The sequence below is a fragment of the Bradyrhizobium sp. Leo170 genome (assembly GCF_004296405.1).
GTDB lineage: Bacteria > Pseudomonadota > Alphaproteobacteria > Rhizobiales > Xanthobacteraceae > Bradyrhizobium.
Genome location: NZ_PSRR01000026.1, coordinates 1 through 16,657, shown reverse-complemented (window position 1 = coordinate 16,657; position 16,657 = coordinate 1). Strand labels below are relative to the sequence as shown.

11 protein-coding genes and 1 pseudogene are annotated in these 16,657 nt (G+C 64.2%); 6 read left to right on the top strand and 6 right to left on the bottom strand.

Features of this window, described 5'->3' with window-relative positions; all coding sequences use genetic code 11:
• The first annotated feature begins 11 nt into the window (after nucleotides 1–11).
• Nucleotides 12–1,583: an ABC transporter substrate-binding protein gene (locus tag CWO89_RS07465; RefSeq protein ID WP_130577987.1), complete on the top strand. Its 1,572-nt coding sequence runs from the start codon at nucleotides 12–14 to the stop codon at nucleotides 1,581–1,583.
• Between the two features lie 77 nt (nucleotides 1,584–1,660).
• Here CWO89_RS07465 and CWO89_RS07460 read toward each other — a convergent pair whose 3' ends face one another.
• Genes CWO89_RS07460 through CWO89_RS07445 form a run of 4 tightly spaced genes read right to left on the bottom strand, consistent with a single transcriptional unit; the run spans nucleotide 1,661 to nucleotide 6,365 of the window.
• A complete protein-coding gene (locus tag CWO89_RS07460; protein ID WP_130577986.1) occupies nucleotides 1,661–3,316 on the bottom strand; it encodes a dipeptide ABC transporter ATP-binding protein in 1,656 nt (551 codons plus the stop codon).
• Between the two features lie 5 nt (nucleotides 3,317–3,321).
• Nucleotides 3,322–4,155 (bottom strand): ABC transporter permease, encoded by an 834-nt coding sequence (locus tag CWO89_RS07455; protein WP_130577985.1) that lies wholly within the window; start codon nucleotides 4,153–4,155, stop codon nucleotides 3,322–3,324.
• A complete protein-coding gene (locus CWO89_RS07450; RefSeq protein ID WP_130577984.1) occupies nucleotides 4,152–5,093 on the bottom strand; it encodes an ABC transporter permease in 942 nt (313 codons plus the stop codon). The genes CWO89_RS07455 and CWO89_RS07450 overlap by 4 nt, the downstream gene beginning before the upstream one ends.
• A gap of 45 nt (nucleotides 5,094–5,138) precedes the next feature.
• Complete coding sequence (locus CWO89_RS07445; protein ID WP_130577983.1) at nucleotides 5,139–6,365, bottom strand: serine hydrolase domain-containing protein; 1,227 nt, start codon at nucleotides 6,363–6,365, stop codon at nucleotides 5,139–5,141.
• A 257-nt stretch (nucleotides 6,366–6,622) separates the two neighbouring features.
• Here CWO89_RS07445 and CWO89_RS07440 point away from each other — a divergent pair, with 257 nt between their 5' ends.
• Nucleotides 6,623–7,654, top strand: coding sequence for a LysR substrate-binding domain-containing protein (locus CWO89_RS07440; RefSeq protein WP_207234421.1), 1,032 nt, complete (start codon nucleotides 6,623–6,625; stop codon nucleotides 7,652–7,654).
• 121 nt (nucleotides 7,655–7,775) lie between these two features.
• Here the strand turns inward: CWO89_RS07440 and CWO89_RS07435 are convergent, their stop codons facing one another.
• Nucleotides 7,776–8,951: a serine hydrolase domain-containing protein gene (locus CWO89_RS07435; protein WP_130577982.1), complete on the bottom strand. Its 1,176-nt coding sequence runs from the start codon at nucleotides 8,949–8,951 to the stop codon at nucleotides 7,776–7,778.
• Between the two features lie 1,009 nt (nucleotides 8,952–9,960).
• On the opposite strand from CWO89_RS07435, the pseudogene CWO89_RS07430 reads away from it, so the two are divergent.
• The 4 genes and pseudogenes from CWO89_RS07430 (at nucleotide 9,961) to CWO89_RS07415 (ending at nucleotide 14,867) form a co-directional block, all read left to right on the top strand.
• Nucleotides 9,961–10,634 (top strand): annotated as a pseudogene (locus CWO89_RS07430) (winged helix-turn-helix domain-containing protein).
• Between the two features lie 179 nt (nucleotides 10,635–10,813).
• Nucleotides 10,814–11,239, top strand: a complete 426-nt coding sequence (locus CWO89_RS07425) for a hypothetical protein (RefSeq protein ID WP_130577981.1) — start codon at nucleotides 10,814–10,816, stop codon at nucleotides 11,237–11,239.
• 68 nt (nucleotides 11,240–11,307) lie between these two features.
• Entirely contained in the window at nucleotides 11,308–12,279 is a 972-nt protein-coding gene (locus CWO89_RS07420; protein ID WP_130577980.1) for a cytochrome-c peroxidase, read from the top strand.
• On the top strand, nucleotides 12,276–14,867 hold the full coding sequence (locus CWO89_RS07415; protein ID WP_130577979.1) for a two-component system VirA-like sensor kinase: 2,592 nt from the start codon (nucleotides 12,276–12,278) through the stop codon (nucleotides 14,865–14,867). Before CWO89_RS07420 ends, CWO89_RS07415 begins: the two co-directional genes overlap by 4 nt.
• A 104-nt stretch (nucleotides 14,868–14,971) precedes the next feature.
• Here the strand turns inward: CWO89_RS07415 and CWO89_RS07410 are convergent, their stop codons facing one another.
• Entirely contained in the window at nucleotides 14,972–16,003 is a 1,032-nt protein-coding gene (locus CWO89_RS07410) for an LLM class flavin-dependent oxidoreductase (RefSeq protein ID WP_130577978.1), read from the bottom strand.
• Nucleotides 16,004–16,657 lie beyond the last annotated feature (654 nt).

Sequence of the window (16,657 nt, the reverse complement as noted above, 5' to 3'; positions counted from 1 at the left end):
TGGAGAACCGCATGAGGAAGAGAACTGCCCTTGCCGCCCTGCTTGCAGCGTTCACTTTTGGTGGGGCGGCCGCTGCCGAGGAGCCGATCCGCGGCGGCACCATGCGCGTGGTCCTGACGGCCGATATCCGCAGCCTCGACGCCAGCCGCAGCGACAACATCACGGATCTGGTCCTGAACCACATCTATGAGCAACTGGTCGCGCACAAGGACGACATGACGATCGGACCTGCGGCCGCCGAAAGCTGGCAGGTGTCGCCGGACGGCAAGTCGTACACGTTCAAGCTCAAGGAAGGCGCGACCTATCACAACGGTGACAAGGTGCTGGCCTCCGACGTCAAATGGCTGTGGGAACGCCGCATGGGCGCGGCCAAGACCGGCACGCCATGGCTCTGCAATGCCAGTTTCGACGGTTCGCGCGGGCTGAAGGTGGACTCGGTCGAGGCGCCGGATGACCGCACCGTGGTGTTCAATCTCGACAAGCCCAACACCCTGTTCCTTATCCGCCTCGCCGACATCGTCTGCAACTTCTGGATTGCGAGCCCGAAAAATGTCGATGCCGACGGCAACTGGATTGCCGGTTCGGCGATCGGCAGCGGTCCGTTCCAGCTCAAGGAGTGGCGCAAGGAGCAGTATGTCTCGCTCGAGCGCTTCGCCAATTACGTGCCGCTCAAAGCAAAGCGCGACGGCTATAGCGGTGACCGCACCACCTACCTTGATGAGGTGCGCTTCGTCGTCATCCCGGACAAGACGGCTGCCGAAACCGCGTTGATCGCGGGGCAGGTCGATGTCGTGACCTATCTGCAGGTCTCGCACATGGAGGACATGAAGAAGCGCGGTGCGGTCGTCAAGACGGCGCCCGGACTTTCGCTCTCGGCCATCCTGGTCCAGACCAACGATCCGCTGCTCTCCAATGTGAAGATCCGCCGCGCTCTGGCCCACGCGATCGACTTCAAGGAGATGGCCGAGACCAAGCTCGCAGGTCTCACCGAGTTCAATCCTTCCGGCGTGCCGGAGTCGAGCGCCTATTTCGACAAGTCCTTCCAGACCTGGCCTGCCTACGATCCCGCCAAGGCCAAGAAGCTGCTGGCCGAGGCCGGCTACAAGGGCGAGCCGATCAAGCTGCAGGCCAACAAGCGCTATATCGGCATGTATGACAACGCCGTCATGGTGCAGGCGATGCTGGTGGCGGCGGGCTTCAACGTGCAGCTCGACGTCATCGACTGGGCGGCCCAGCTCGACAATTACATGAGCGGCAAGTTCCAGTTGCAGTCGTTCGGCTATTCCTCGCGCGCCGACCCGATGATCATCTATGGCTCGCTGATCGGCAGGAAATCGGTCACGGCTACGTCGCAGTGGGACAGTCCGGACGCGCAGGCGCTCTACTTCAAGGCGTTGGCGACGGCGGATTTCGATGAGCGCAAGAGCCTGTTGAAGCAGCTCCATGCCAGGATGGCGGACGACGTGCCGATGCTCGGGCTCTACTACTATCCCGTGATCGAGGCGGTCTCGCCCAAGCTCGTCAACTACGAGTCCTGGCCGCTCGAGAAGCCGCGCGCCTGGGGCGTGTGGAAGAAGCCGTAACGTCTCCCCGATACGGCGGGCCGAAAGCCCGGTGCCTTGCGGCGGCGCCGGGCTTTTCTTTTGCGATTGGGTGTCGGTTAGATTGCTGATGCCGCAGCCACGCCGTCGAACCTGCGGTCCAGCAGCATGGCCGCATTGAGCAGGCGCTTCGTGTAGTCGTGCTGAGGGCGATCGAAGATGTCGTCCCGGCTGCCGACTTCGACGATCTTGCCGTTCTGCATCACCGCGACGCGATCCGCGACCTGCTCGACCGCGCCGAGATCGTGCGAGACGAACAGGCAGGCGAATCCGTAGCGGTCCTGCAGCGCTCGGATCAGCGTCAGGATTTGCTTCTGCACGGTCATGTCGAGCGCGGACACCGGCTCATCGGCGACGACGAAGGCGGGACGTCTGGCAATGGCGCGGGCGATGGCCACGCGCTGACGCTGGCCGCCCGAGAGCTGGTGCGGCAGGCGCCGCAGAAAATCCGCGGACAGGCCGACCTCGTCAAGCACCTCGCGCACCCTGATGTAGCGAGCCTTGCGGTCCATCGTGGTGTCGAGCCGCAGCGGTTCGGCCACGATATCGCCGACGCGCTGCCGCGGATCGAGCGAGGAATACGGATCCTGGAAGATGATCTGCATCTCCTCGCGCTGCAGCCGCGCGGCGCGGCCGCGCCAGGTCACGATCTGTCCGCCGCGGAACGAGATGCTACCGGCCGTCGGGTCGATGAGGCCAACGGTGGCGCGGCCGAGCGTGGTCTTGCCGGAGCCGGAACCGCCGACCAGTGCCAGCGTCTCGCCATGTCCGATTGTGAGATTGACGCCGTCAACGGCGCGCTTCGCCTCACCGCGGCCGAACAGTCGCGCGCGGCCGGGATAGTCGATCACGACGTCGCGCAGCTCCACCAACGGTTTGGCGTCGCGTGCAAGGCGGATGCCGCCGGCGCTCCGCCGCGGCAGTGCGTCGACCAGCCGCTGCGTATACTCGTGCTTCGGCGTGGACAGCACGTCCGCGCTGCGGCCCTGTTCAACGATCCTGCCCTTGAGCATGACAGCCACATCGCGCACGTAATGCGAGACCATGCCGAGATCATGGCTGATCAGAAGCACCGCGGTGCCGTTTTCTTGCGTCAGCTCCACCATGAGGTCGAGCACGTCGCGCTGAACCAGCGTATCCAGTGCGGTTGTCGGCTCGTCGGCGATCAAAAGATCCGGCTTCAGCAGCATCACCGACGCCAGCATGATGCGCTGGCGCATGCCGCCGGAGAATTCGTGCGGATAGGCGCCGAGGCAATGCACCGGATTCGGAATGCTGACGCGCTTCAGCATCTCCAGGCAGCGCTCGCGGATCTCGTTGCGGCCGAGACGACGGTGGTGCAGCGCGAGCCCTTCGGCCATCTGCCGGCCGATCGTCATCGACGGATTGAGCGAAACCATCGGTTCCTGAAACACCATGCCGATATGTTCGCCGCGGATCTTGCGCAATGCAGGAGGCGAAATGCCGACCAGTTCGGTATGACGGAACTTGATGCTGCTGCCGGGTGCTGCGATCAGCGGTGTCGGCAATAGCCCGAGCACGGCGCGCGCGGCCATGGTCTTGCCGGAGCCGGATTCGCCGACCAGCGCCAGCATGCTCCCCGGCATGATCGCAAAGCTCGCATCGTCGACGATCCTGGTGCCGCCAGGCCCGACGGTGACCGTCAGATGGTCGGCTGCGACGACGGCTTGCTCCGGATTCGACTGTGACGTCATCGATTTCAGGCCTGCATCTTCGGATCGAGCCAGTCGCGCAGCGCATCGCCCAGCATGTTGATGCCCAGCAGCGTCAGCGAGATGCACAGGCCCGGCAGCACGATCAGGTACGGCGCCTGCGTGATGAACGGACGGCCGGAGGCCAGCATGTTGCCCCAGCTCGGCGCCGGCGGCGGGACGCCGAGGCCGAGGAAGCTCAGCGCGCTCTCCGACAGGATCACCCAGCCGAACATCGTGGTGGCGAGCACAGTGATCGGCGCCATGCAGTTCGGCAGCACGTGACGGACCACCGTCACCAGTTCCGAGTTGCCCATCACCCGCGACGCCTCGATATATTCGCGCTCGCGCACCGACAGAACGGTGCCGCGGGCGACACGCACCACGGCGGGCATATAGGCGATGCTCAGCGCGACGATCAGCGCCTCGCGGCTGGCGCCGGCAATCGCCATGATGAACAGCGCCAGCAGCAGGCCGGGGAAGGCCAGCAGCGAGTCGTTGAGGATCATGAGAACGCGATCGGTCCAGCCGCGCAGGAAGCCGGCGATGATGCCGAACAATAGCCCGAAGAAGATCGCGAGCGCGACCGTCGCCAGCGCAATCCAGCCCGTGGTGCGGGCGCCGTACATCAGCCGGCTCAGCACGTCGCGGCCGAACTCGTCGGCGCCGAGCAGATGCGCAGCCGATGGCGCCTTCAATACCGAGCGCAGATGCAGCTTGAGCGGATCGTAAGGCGCCAGCGACGGACCGAACACCGCCAGCAACATCAGAACGGCAACGATGCCGCCACCGATCAGCAAGTTGGCGCGTCCGCGCGCGAGCCGGGGAAGGAATCGTGTCATTGCGCGATCTTGGGATCGAATAGCGGGTACAGCATATCGACGATCAGATTGACCACGACGTAGATCACGCTGATGAACAGGATGCAGCCTTGCACGACAGGATAGTCGCGCGCATAGATCGCCTCGACCAGCAGCCGGCCGAGGCCGGGAATGGTGAAGACCGTCTCGGTGACGGCGATGCCGCCGAGCAGGCCGCCGAGGATCAGGCCGATCAGCGTCCAGGTCGGCGCGAAGGCATTTCGGAACGCGTGGCGCCACATCACCTCCGCCTCGGACAGCCCCTTGGCGCGGGCATGGGTGATGTATTCCAGCCGCGAAACCTCGATGGTGCTGGCGCGCGCCATGCGAACGATCGGTCCGATCTCAACCAGGATCAGCGTAAGCGCAGGCATGAAGATGAACATCAGGCCTTGGCGGAAGTCGTCATGCAGCGACACGTAGCCGATCACCGGGAACCATTCGAGCCACATGCCGAACACCAGGAGGATCATCAGGCCAAGCCAGAAGCTCGGGATCGACAGCAATAGCGTTGATGCCGCCACGAGGCCGTAGTCGGCGAGGCTGCCTTGCCGCCAGGCGGCGAACATGCCGGCCGGCACCGCGATCAACGTGGCGAGCAGCACCGCGGCGACGACGATCGTGGCAGAGACCGCGAAGCGGTCGAGCATCAACGGAAGCACGGGATCGCCCGAGGTGATCGACTTCCCGAAATCGCCGGCCAGGATATGGCTGAGCCAGGTGACGTATTGTGTCGGCAGCGATCCCGACAGGCCCATCTCGCGGCGCAGCGCCTCGACTTGCTCTGACGTCGCGAGATCGCCCAGCATCACCGCGGCGGGATCGCCGGGGATCAGGCGCATCAGGAAGAAGATGGCGACGGAGACGATGATCATCGTCGGCACTGCCTGCAGCAGTCGTCCGAGCAGGAAGCGAATCATGAAAGGGCCCCTCGGCCGATCTGCGGCGCCCGTGTCACGTCTGGCTTACCCGCAAAGTGCACGGCGGATCGCATGCGCGGCGGCGATCGCCTCGCGGGCGCGCGGCACGCTGGTGACTTCGGGCCAGGTCGACAGTTTGACGAAGGCGTATTCGGATTCCGGATCGATGTAAATCAACTGTCCGAAGATGCCGCGTGCCAGCATTGCCCGTCCCTTCGGATCCTCGATCCACCACTTGTTGTGATAGGCGCCGACCGGCAGCGTCTCGCGGAAGAAGCCCTGGAACAGTTCGGTATTGCCGTTGTTGCGGGTCTCTTCGATCCAGGAGGACGGGATCACCTGACGATCTCCGTGGCGCCCGCCATTGATGATGAGCTGGGCGAAGCGGCCATAGTCGCGCAAGCTGGCGCAGAAGCCACCGTCGGCGAGCGCGAAGCCGCCGTGATCGACCGTGAAGTAGCCGTCTTCCTGCGCGCCCATCGGGCCCCACAATTCGCGGCTCACCAGTTCCGACAGCGGTGTCGCCGTGACGCGCTCGAGGACGAAGCCGAGCACATCGGTTTCGATCGAGCGATATTGAAACAGGGAGCCGTGCGGACGCTCCTGCTCGGTCAACGTGAGGATCAATTCCCATAGGGTGCGCGGCCAGTCGGGATTGTCGTTCACGCGCCAGCCGCAGGCATAGCCGAGCTTCACCATGTGCGAGCCTGGTGTCGTGTAGGATTCGTCGAACACCACGCCGGTGGTCATGTCGAGCACATGCTGCAGCGTGGCGCCGCTATAGGCCGTGCGCGCGAGTTCCGGAAGATATCGCGTAACCGGCGCGGCCGGATCGAGCACGCCTCTTCTGACGAGGATGCCGGCCACCATCCCGACCATCGATTTAGCCATCGACATCGAGAGGTGCTGGCTGTGCGGCTTCATATCGTTGAAGTAGCGCTCATAGACGATCGCGCCGCGATGCAGCACAAGCATGCCGTCGGTCGCGGTGTCGGCGAGGAAGCCGTCGAAGGTCAGCGCGCGCCCGTCGAAGGTGAACGCGACAGACCCGAGTTCCTGCCTGTTTTCGCTCAAGGGCATCACCGGGCCGGGCCCGCGCCACACCTGCGCGGTCGGGGTCATCTCGCGGATATGCTGGAAGGTCCAGCGATGCATCGGCGGCCGGCTCCAGCCGCTGCGCGGCAGCAGCGGGGCTCCGGGATTGAGCGGGTCGCGGTATCTCGGCCGTTGGAACAGGTCGGGCAGGGCGTGATCCTCGTAAGGCGGCAACATGCTCCCGGCCGCGCAGGCCGCGGGCGCTGTGCCATCGTAAGACAGCCCGAGCGTACCGCGATCGAGAGGTGCCGGAAGATGCCAATGAGGGGCATGGTGGTGCACAGCGCGCACCGTGATAGGCTGTCATATTGCCGCAGCCGCGCGAACCTGCAGGTCGTACAACTGCGGCATGGGTCTTGCTTCGCGAAACGTTTCTTTTCCTGTGCCGTCAGGTCCGCCCGGCGGGCGGCCACTTAACCGAATGCAGATAATAGATGACTAATCCGATATTCATGCATGACGACAAGGGATCGGCGCCCGCACCGGCGCTCAATCCGCCCTCCCGCAAATCGATCCCGCCGTTCGAAGCGCTGCGCGCCTTCGATGCGGTGGCGCGATTGCGCGGCGTGCGGCGCGCGGCACAGAGCCTCGGGCGCGATCATGCCGTGATCAGCCGCCACTTGCGCACGCTCGAAGCCTGGACCGGGATCAAGCTGATCGATCGAACGTCATCGAGCATTTCGCTCACCGAGGAGGGCGTCCGCTATCACAAACAGATCGCCGCCGCGATGGATGCCATCGCCAATGCCACCATCGACGTGATGCGCCGTGGCGACAACCGCCGGCTCCTGATCTGGTGCGCGCCGGGTTTTGCACTGCACTGGATGTCGAGCAAGATCGGGCTGTTCGAGAAGGCAAATCGCGACCTCGAGATCGAATTGCGCCCGACCGATCGCCGGCCGGATTTCGCCTCGCACGAGACCGATATCGATATCCGCTTCGAGTCGGTCTATGGCAATCCGCTGCAGCTTGCGCCCGGGTTGCGCTGCACCGAGCTCGCGCGCGTGCCGATCGTCGCGGTCGCAAGCCCGGCCTATCTGGCCTCGATGCCGCCGATCGAGACGCCGCGCGACCTGTTGGGCCAGCGTCTGCTGCACGAAGAGGATTTCGACGGCTGGGCGCATTGGCTCGCCGCTCACGGCATCTATGACGAGCTCGATCTCGGGGGGCCGCGGCTCTGGCAAGGCCATATGACGCTCGACGCCGCGATCCACGGACGTGGCGTGACGCTCTCCAATCACATGGTCGTTTCCCATGAATTGGCGTCCGGCCGGCTGGTGGAGATCGGCAAGGGCGATACGAGCTTCCAGCCCTATTCCGATGGCATCTATTATTTCATCACCCGCGCCGACCGTTGGGATTCGCCGCTGATCCGCCGCTATCGCAACTGGCTGATCAACGCCATTGCGGCCGACTGGCCGGAGCTCGGTGTCGCGGCACAGAAGCAGCGAAGCAGGGCGGGCTAGGCGGGCGCTGCGACGCGCGGCGTTCATAGCGTTTTCGGGCGAAGTGGACAGCGGTTGGCGCGAAGAAAACGCATCGAAAAAAGCTGGAGCCCGGTTCTGATCCAATCAACCCATCAGGCTGCTAGCGCAGGGCCTTGACCATCGCATTCCAGAAATCATTGTCGAGCACGGTGGCGGAACCGGTCGGTTTGGGCCGCGCGCTCAGCACCACGCAGATGATGCGGTGCTTCGGATTGATGTAAATGAACTGGCCGAAGATGCCGCGCGCACTGAACGCGCCGTCCGCAAGCGAGCCATCGATCGCCGGCGTCGGCCACCACATGTATCCGTAGTCGACGCGCTGGCCGCCGATCTGCCGTGATGCACCGGCTTCGCGCACCCAGCCTTCCGGCAGCACGCGCACGCCGTCGATGACGCCGTCATCGAGGATGAAGCGGCCGAAGCGCGCATAGTCGCGCATGGTCGCGAACAGGCCGCTGCCGGCGATTTCGAGGCCATCCCTCGATTCCAGCCACCATGCGCCGTCGGCTTCCATGCCGAGTTTCGACCAGATCTTTTCGGAGAGATAGTCGCTGAGCCACCTGCCGGTGGCGGCACGCACCAACGCGCCGACCACATGGGTGTCGCCGGTGCTGTAGGTCCAGACCGTGCCGGGCGCGGCGACGCGCGGGCGCTCCGCCATATAGCGCATGATCGCGCCGGGTTGCTGGGCGATCTGCAGCTCGAGCATGTGACGCCGCTCGGAGGCTGGATTGGTCTGGGTGTCGTCCCAGCGCAGGCCCGAAGTCATCTGCATCAGCATCCTGATCGTCACGCCCTCATAGGCGCTGCCGGCGAGTTCCGGCAGATATTTGGTGACGGGATCTTCGACGCCGGCGATGTAGCCGTCCTGGATCGCGGCGCCGACCAGCGTGGTGCTGACGGATTTCGCGACCGACATCGACAGCCATTTGGTGCCTGCACCGATGCCGAGATCGTAATGCTCGAGCAGCACCTCATCGTTCTGCATCACCAGCAGGCCGGCGATGCGGTTGCGCGCGACATAGTCGTAGATGTCGTAGGTCACGCCGCCCGAGATGATGGGGAATTCCGGCAGCGTCGTACGGGCATGGATCAACGACCGCACCGGTGCGCCGGCGCGAATGATCCGGGTGTCGAAGGTGGTGCCGAAGTTCTGGAAGGTCTGCAGGTGATCGCGGGGCATCAGCCTGCCGCTGTATGTACCGATCAGGGCGTCGACGTCGCTGCCGGTTTTGGTATTGATCGCACCGTTTGCGCTGCCGACACGTCTCAGCATCCCCGTCAAACCCAATGTCCCCTAAGCCTGTCACATGCGGTCGAAGCGCCGAGGTCGCACTATGGCAGTGGAGGCCGGCTGCTGAGAGGTGCAAAGGCGGAAGCGCGCGGTGCACCGCGATCACCACGTTACTAGAGAAGCCTCGGCGAGCGCCGATGCCCGCGAGGTCGCCTGCTCGATGGTCGCTGCAACCACGTGCGCCACCACCGATCAATCGAGGATCCGAAGGTGCTCACGACATTTTCACGGCGCGGCCGAGCCTCCCGAAGCCTCGAAAACAAGGCACCGGGGCTTACTCTTGGAGAGAGCCGAAACGTTCATGTAGGGAGAGGAGGAAGCGGATTCAAACGGCAAGCCAGCGTGGCGCTCACGAATGCTCGATTGCCGGCGAGGTTTTCATGAAGACCTACGGGTGCCCGGGCCGCAACAGTCAATTATACGGTCATTGGAAAATTCGAGCGGTGATTTCGTGCGGAAGCATTTTGGCTAAAACGCTCGTCGACGAACGACGCAATCGCCCGCGGACCGTTCGAGTTGTGGGACAGCGGAAAGCTGGGCTTCAGAGAAACATGCTTCGCTCAATCGGAGCGAACCACACCATGGGGCTTGGCTGATTTGAACGATTCTAAGACTGTAAGATAGAACGGCCCGAAGAGCGTCGATGCGTTGAGTGTCGCCGAATCATGCTCCGGTTCAATGCGGCCACAACATCGTGAAGGACCGCGTCGGCACCGACGCGTTCAACGATATTTGATGCCGGATGCGCTCGCTGAAATGTGTGCTGTAGCGTGCAATACTGTGCTCTATACCCCGCGGCCAGGGGGCGTCGGGAGTGACGCAAATGAATTTGAATGCCGCAATTGCCGCGGCTAACCGTAATGGTCGGCCCGAACGTAGTGAAGCAAACGGAGCCGGCGGAAACGGATCCGATCCGAACGTGCGGTCCGATCAGAACCCGAGTGCGGAGCGCGGCCAGCCGACCTGCCTCGTGGTTGAGGACGATCGCACCATGCGACACCTCGTGATGAACTATCTCGAGGAGCACGACATTCGTGCGCTGTCCGCGTCGGGGCGGGACGAGGTCACTGGCCTCTTGGTTACGCGCGAACCTAATCTCGTCATCCTCGACCTGCGGCTTGGCCAGGAAGACGGTCTCGATCTGCTGCGCGAAATCCGTTCACACTCCGACGTGCCCGTGATCATCACTACCGGCCATCGCCGCGACGAGATCGATCGCTGGTCGGCCTGGAGCTCGGCGCCGACGATTACATCACGAAGCCATTTGGCCTGAGGGAGCTCTTGGCGCGGATCCGCGCGGTGCTGCGCCGGCGCGAAACCGGACAGACCGCGCCGCGCGATCCGGAGAAAGGCCGTTATCGATTCGGCGGCTGGCAACTCGATCGGCGCAGCCGGCGTCTTTCCGATCCGAGCGGCACGCAGGTCGCGCTGACGAAGGGCGAATACGCGCTGCTGGTTGCCTTCCTAGACGCGCCGCAACGGCCGCTCTCGCGCGAGCAGCTTTTGCAGGCCACCCGCGTGCATGAGGATGTCTTCGACCGCAGCATCGACGTGCAGGTGTTGCGTCTGCGCCGAAAGCTGGAAGGCGATCCGAGCACACCGAAGGTCATCCTGACCGAGCGCGGCGTCGGCTATGTGTTCGCGCTGTCGGTCGAGCGGCTCTGACGATGGCCAATTGCGCCGTGCGGCGGATGGTCGCAAGTCCTGCTTCGACGCGTCTCACAGTCAGGGCCGCAGGCGCAGCGGGTTCCATTACAATGGTAGCCCTTAATTCCGGGGCTGGAATGCTGTCGCAACATGCAAGCGGCAGTCTCTCGAGGGTGAAAAATCCTCGGGAGATGTCAATGAAATTGGACAGGAAGAGACTGCCCGCCAGCCGATGGCGGGCCGACCGGCGCACGAGCGCCGTCCGCCGGTATCCGATGCGCGCGGTGACGACGCACGCAGGTCCCGCCAGCGAGAGGCCGTCCGCGACTGATGCCTTGTGGTGGCCCTCAAGGCTGATGCTGAAAGTCGTCGGGACGTTCGCCGTCTGCAGCGACGTTGCATTCCACAGCGTCATTCTCTCGGTGATGTCCTGGACGGTTGCCCAGGTGTTGGAGGGCTGCGCCGCCTATGCGCAAGGTATGTATCCTTACGTGCTGGAGCCCGACGAGCTGCGCGGCCACCATCCGCCTGCCGTCATCGAGTTGCGAAGCCTCGAGAGCCGCGGCGACGCCGAGAATAGCAACATCGCATATCTGGAAAGCCGCGGGAATCGTCGGCAATGATGCGGTTATGGTCGCTGGCCGGATATCGGCGAAGCCGAGCGAATCTTGGGGCTGCGCAGGCGTCCGCCATGCCGGAAATGCTGCGCGCGCGCCGCTGGCCGCCATGGGCTTGCGCAGCGCTCCTGCTGATCGCCACCGGCGCAGCTACGCAAACCATTCCGACCGCTCCCGCCTCGCGCCCAATTCCCATCGCCGATCAGGAACCGATCACGCCCATTCCAGAGCCTACCGCGACCGATCCGCTCAAGCTTGCCCTCGGAGAGCGGTTGTTTGCGGACACCCGTCTGTCGAAAGACGGGAAGCTGGCGTGCTCCTCTTGCCATGACATCAATACCAATGGCGCCAGCCGCGATTCCGCGAGGGTGAGACATGACGGTTCAAATGCTCCATTTGATACATTGACGATCTTCAACGCGGCGCTCAGCTTCCGCCTGAACTGGGAAGGCAATTACCGCACGCTCGAGTCGCAGGCCGAATCGTCCCTGGAGAATCCGGCCAATATGGCCACCAGCCTGGAGGACGTCGTCGCCAGGCTGAATGCCGATCCCAACATCGTACGGCAATTTCGCGCCGCCTATGGCCGCGCGCCGGACCGCGCGTGCGTCCTCGACGCATTGGCGACCTTTGAGAAATCGCTGATTACGCCGGGAAGCCGTTTTGATCGCTGGCTTGCCGGAGATACGTCCGCATTGTCGGCCGCGGAGCTCGGCGGTTACGAGATATTCAAGTCGTTTGGCTGCATCTCCTGCCACCAGGGAGTCAATGTCGGCGGCAATCTGTTCCAGCGCCAGGGCATATTCCGTCCGCTGGTCCACGCGAAGCCCGATGTCGTCCGCGTGCCGAGCCTGCGCAATGTGGCGACGACGGCGCCCTATTTTCATGACGGCAGCGCGGCCACGCTCGAGGAGGCGGTGCGCAAGATGGCGGCAGCGCAGCTCGACCGCAGCTTGACGGATGACCAGGTAACCGCGCTCGTCGCGTTCCTGCAGACGCTGACCGGAAACTATCGTGGCATACCCGTCAAGGGAACGCCGCCGTGACGCCGCTTCGCGCCCTGGCGATCGTATTCGCGCTCGTCCTGCTGCTGACCTGGCTGTCGCTGCGCGCGATCAATCCGGAGGCCGAGCAGTTCGATCGCGCGCTCGCCGAGCTTGATCGTTTTGCGGCGCTGGACAGCTCGCTCTATCGCGACGTCTTCACCGCACGTGCCGGCACCTTGCGCAATTACGATCCGCTGGTCCGTGAGATCAATGCGCTGCACAAATCGCTCGACCGTTTGCGACAGTCAGCGGCGATCGATGCCGATACGAGCGAGGCGGTGGGCCTCCTCGAGGCGTCGCTTGCGCGGCAGGAGGAACTCGTCGAACGATTCAAGAGCGACAATGCGCTCCTGCACAATTCGCTGACGTTCTTCGAACGCTTCAGCCTTCACGCGACGGCGGCCGATCTCGGGCCTTCGATCAGCGCCGCCGCGGCGGCGATGCTGCAGCTCACCCTCGACACGTCGGACAGCGCGGTGCGCGAGGTCAAGGATCGACTGGACAGCCTCGCTGATCAGGCACGCCCGTTCGACGGCGATGTCATCGGCCCATTGCTGGCGCATGGACGGCTGCTCCAGGGCCTGCTGCCCGCGGTCGATGGCGTGCTGAAGGAGATGCGGGCGATCCAGCCGAGGTTCGAGCAGGATCAGCTCCGCAACCTGCTCCTTGTGCGGCAAAACGAGTCGAGAACCACGGCGCGGGAGTTTCGCTGGCTGCTCTACGTGACATCGCTGGTCCTTGTCGCGTTCCTGGTGCACCTCGGCCTTCGCGTGCGTTCGCATGCCAGGGCGCTTGAACGCCGCGCCACGTTTGAGCACGTGATCGCGGGCATTTCGATGCGCTTCATCGACGTGCTGCCGGAGAACCTGGATGGCGAGATCGAACGGGCGCTCGCCGACTTGATGCTGTGCACCGGCTGCGACCGTACGTATGTGGTGTGGTCCGGGGCGACCCCCCGGCTGTACGGCTGGTCGAGGGCGGGCAGGGACTTTCCACCCGGCTGGCCGGAAGGCGCGCCGGCACTTGCGGCTCGGTTCGCGCCCACCGTGGATGGCGTGGTCCACATCCCAAACGTCAATGCGTTGCCGGTCGGCGCAGACAGAAGGGCGTTGATGGATGTTGGCCTCGGTGCATGGGCCTGCGTGACGGGCGTCGACCAGGAGGGCACCAGCGTTGCGCTGGGGTTCGATACGATCGGTCGCCCCTGCCGGGTCACGGATACGGTCGAACTCAGTCTTTTGCGCATGGCGCTCGATATCATCATGTACGCCGTTGGGCGGCACGCGATGGAACGGGAACGATGGCGCCTCGAGGAGCGCCTACAGCAGGCCCGCCGCATGGAGCGGATCGGTACGTTCACCAGCGGCATCGCCCATAACTTCAACAACATCCTGGGCGGGATCCTCGGCCATTCCGAAGTGATCGAGGAACAGCTCGGCCAGAACAACCGCTTCGCGCAGAATCTCCGTGCGATCCGCCGCGGCGCAGAGCGGGCGCGCGACCTGGTCGAGCAGATCCTGCTGTTCGGACGGCACCGCGACGCGCGGCGCAGGCCGCTCAGCGCGCATAGCCTCGTGACGGAAGCGGTTTCGCTGCTGAATGTCTCGCTGCCCGGCAACGTCGATCTCGCGATCCGCGAGCCGCTGGCGACCGCCATCGTGTCCGGCGAGCCTGCGCAGTTGCAGCAGGTGATTCTCAATCTCTGCAACAACGCCGCGCAGGCGATCGGCGATCACGGCCGTGTCGAAATAGCGATGGATATCCGCGAAATCACCGAGCTTCGCTCGCTCAGTCACGACACGCTTCAGCCGGGCCGCTATGTCTGTATCGTGGTCACGGATGCCGGCCGCGGCATGGACGATGCGACACTGGCGCGGATCTTCGAGCCGTTTTTCACCACCCGTTCCTCCGGAAACGGATTGGGACTGGCGACGGTGCGCGAGATCGTACATGAGCATGGCGGGGCGATGAACGTGCAGAGCGTTCCCGGCAAGGGCAGCCGCTTCGAGGTTTGGCTGCCTTGCGTGGCGATGGCCGCGCCGATTTCGGACATCAAGCCGGCGATGCTGCCGGTGGGAAAGGGCGAGACCGTGATGATGGTCACCAGCGATCAGGCGCGATTGCTGCGGGACGAGGAAACGCTGGCGGCGATCGGCTACGAGCCGGTTGGATTCGGCACGGCTGCCGCGGCGTGCGCCGCATGCAGCGCCAAGCCCGACCGGTTCGATGCGGCGATCGTCGGCTATTTCGGATCGGCGGCGGCGTCGCTGGAAGCGGCGGCGGCGCTGCATGCGGCGGCGCCACAGCTTCCAATCGTGTTGGCGGCGAGATCGACCGAGGAGATCGGCGCCGACACTTTGGTGGCCGCCGGCATCAGCGACGTCGTGCATTGGCCGCTTGTCACTTCGGAAGTCGCGGCTGCGCTCAGCAATTGCGCGGCACGCAGGGAGCCGGAAGCAAAACCGCAGGTCCGCTCATTGCGTGCGTCGCGTCCCGAACCCACGGACGCGGGCACGGGCTCGCCATCGCTGTCGTCGCGGCTACGGCGTCCGATCGGCCCGCGGCGGCAGCCTTATGCCAAGTCTTAATCCCTAGAGCATGATCCGGAAAAGTGGATACCGGTTTTCCGAGAAGATCATGCTCAAACAAAAAGATAGAGCGGGATGATGATTCGAAGAATAATCATCCCGCTTTAAGCCACCATATCGCGGACCAGCGGCACCACCTTGCGACCGTAGAGCTCGATGCTGCGCATCAGCCTTTCGTGCGGCAACGGGCCGGCCGAGTATTTGAGCTGGAAGCGCGCGATGCCGAGCGCCTTGACGGTGGCGGCGATCTTGCGTGCGACCGTCTCCGGCGAACCGACATAAAGCGATCCGTGGTCGGCCTCGCGCACGAACTCGTCGCGGCCCATCGGCGGCCAGCCGCGTTCCCTGCCGATGCGGTCGCGCATGGCCTTGTAGTCGGCGAACAGCTCCTCGCGCGCCTGCTCATCGCTGTCGGCGACATAGCCCGGCGAATGCACCCCGATCGGCTTGACCGGGCGGCCGAGCTGCTTGAAGGCGCGGTGGTAGAGTTCGACATAGGGCGCGAACCGCTTGGGATCGCCGCCGATGATCGCGAGCATCAGCGGCAGGTCGTAACGCGCGGCGCGCACAACGGACTCCGGGCTGCCGCCGACGCCGATCCAGGTTTTCAGCCGGCCATGCTCGATCGGTGGAAACACGAGCTGGTTGTTCAGCGGGGCGCGCAGCTTGCCCTGCCAGGTCACCGGCTCCTGCTTCAACAATTCGACGAACAGGTCGAGCTTCTCCTCGAACAGTGCCTCGTACTGGTTGAGATCGAAGCCGAACAGGGGAAAGGACTCGGTGAACGAGCCGCGGCCAAGGATCACCTCGGCGCGGCCGTTCGAGGCCGCATCGACGGTCGCGAAGCGCTGGAAGACGCGGATCGGATCATCCGAGCTCAGCACCGTCACGGCGGAGCCGAGCCGGATTCGCCTGGTGCGCGCCGCGATCGCCGCCAGCACCACTTCGGGCGCGGAGATCGCGAAATCAGCGCGATGGTGCTCGCCAAGGCCGATGAAATCGATCCCGAGCTCGTCGGCCAGGACCGCCTCGTCAATGACATTGCGGATCACCTGCGCATGCGACAGCGGTGCGCCGGCGGCATCACGGGTGACGTCGCCAAAGGTATCGAGCCCAAATTCCAGCGATGTGGTCATTGTCATATTCCGGTTTGGCACGGCCTGGCGCAGCGCGCCGCGAGCTTCCAATCTTTAGAAAAGGGGAGGGCCGGCCCGGACGGGCAGGCAGTTGGCTTCACTGCGACATAGTGACTGGCCAGTGGCTGGCAAGGCCATGCGCCGAAACGCTTGGTTTCCACTCTTGCTCTCCTGGCGGGGACCGATGACGTTGCGATCCGGTCTGCCGACGAGACCGTTCTGCTCGTTTCCGGTCCTGCGCATGGAAGAGCAGCGGCGTCACGGCCGCAAATTTGGACAGCCATTTCATTGACCAACACGGGCTTTCGCCGGATATTCGATGTAGCAGGTTGTGCTGCTCGGGGTTGCCGCATGAGAGCAAGAGACAGGAAAGTGGTGGGCGATATGCGCAAGCGCATGACCCGTCGCTGCGTCTCGGCGGCGACCGGAGCCTGTTGCTGATTCCCGCCTAATTACCGACCTCAACCATGCATCAGACGGGAGCGCCGCAGCAGCGGCGAATGAGCACGCATGTCCAAAGCCTATGTCATCGAAGTTTCCAACCGGACCGCCGGCATCGTCGTGAGTGACGAGCGTGGCTTCAGGTTCTTCTCCTCCGAGCGCGCCTTCGACAGTCTCGAGGGCGGCCATTTCGGCTCGGCCCGCGCCGCGGAG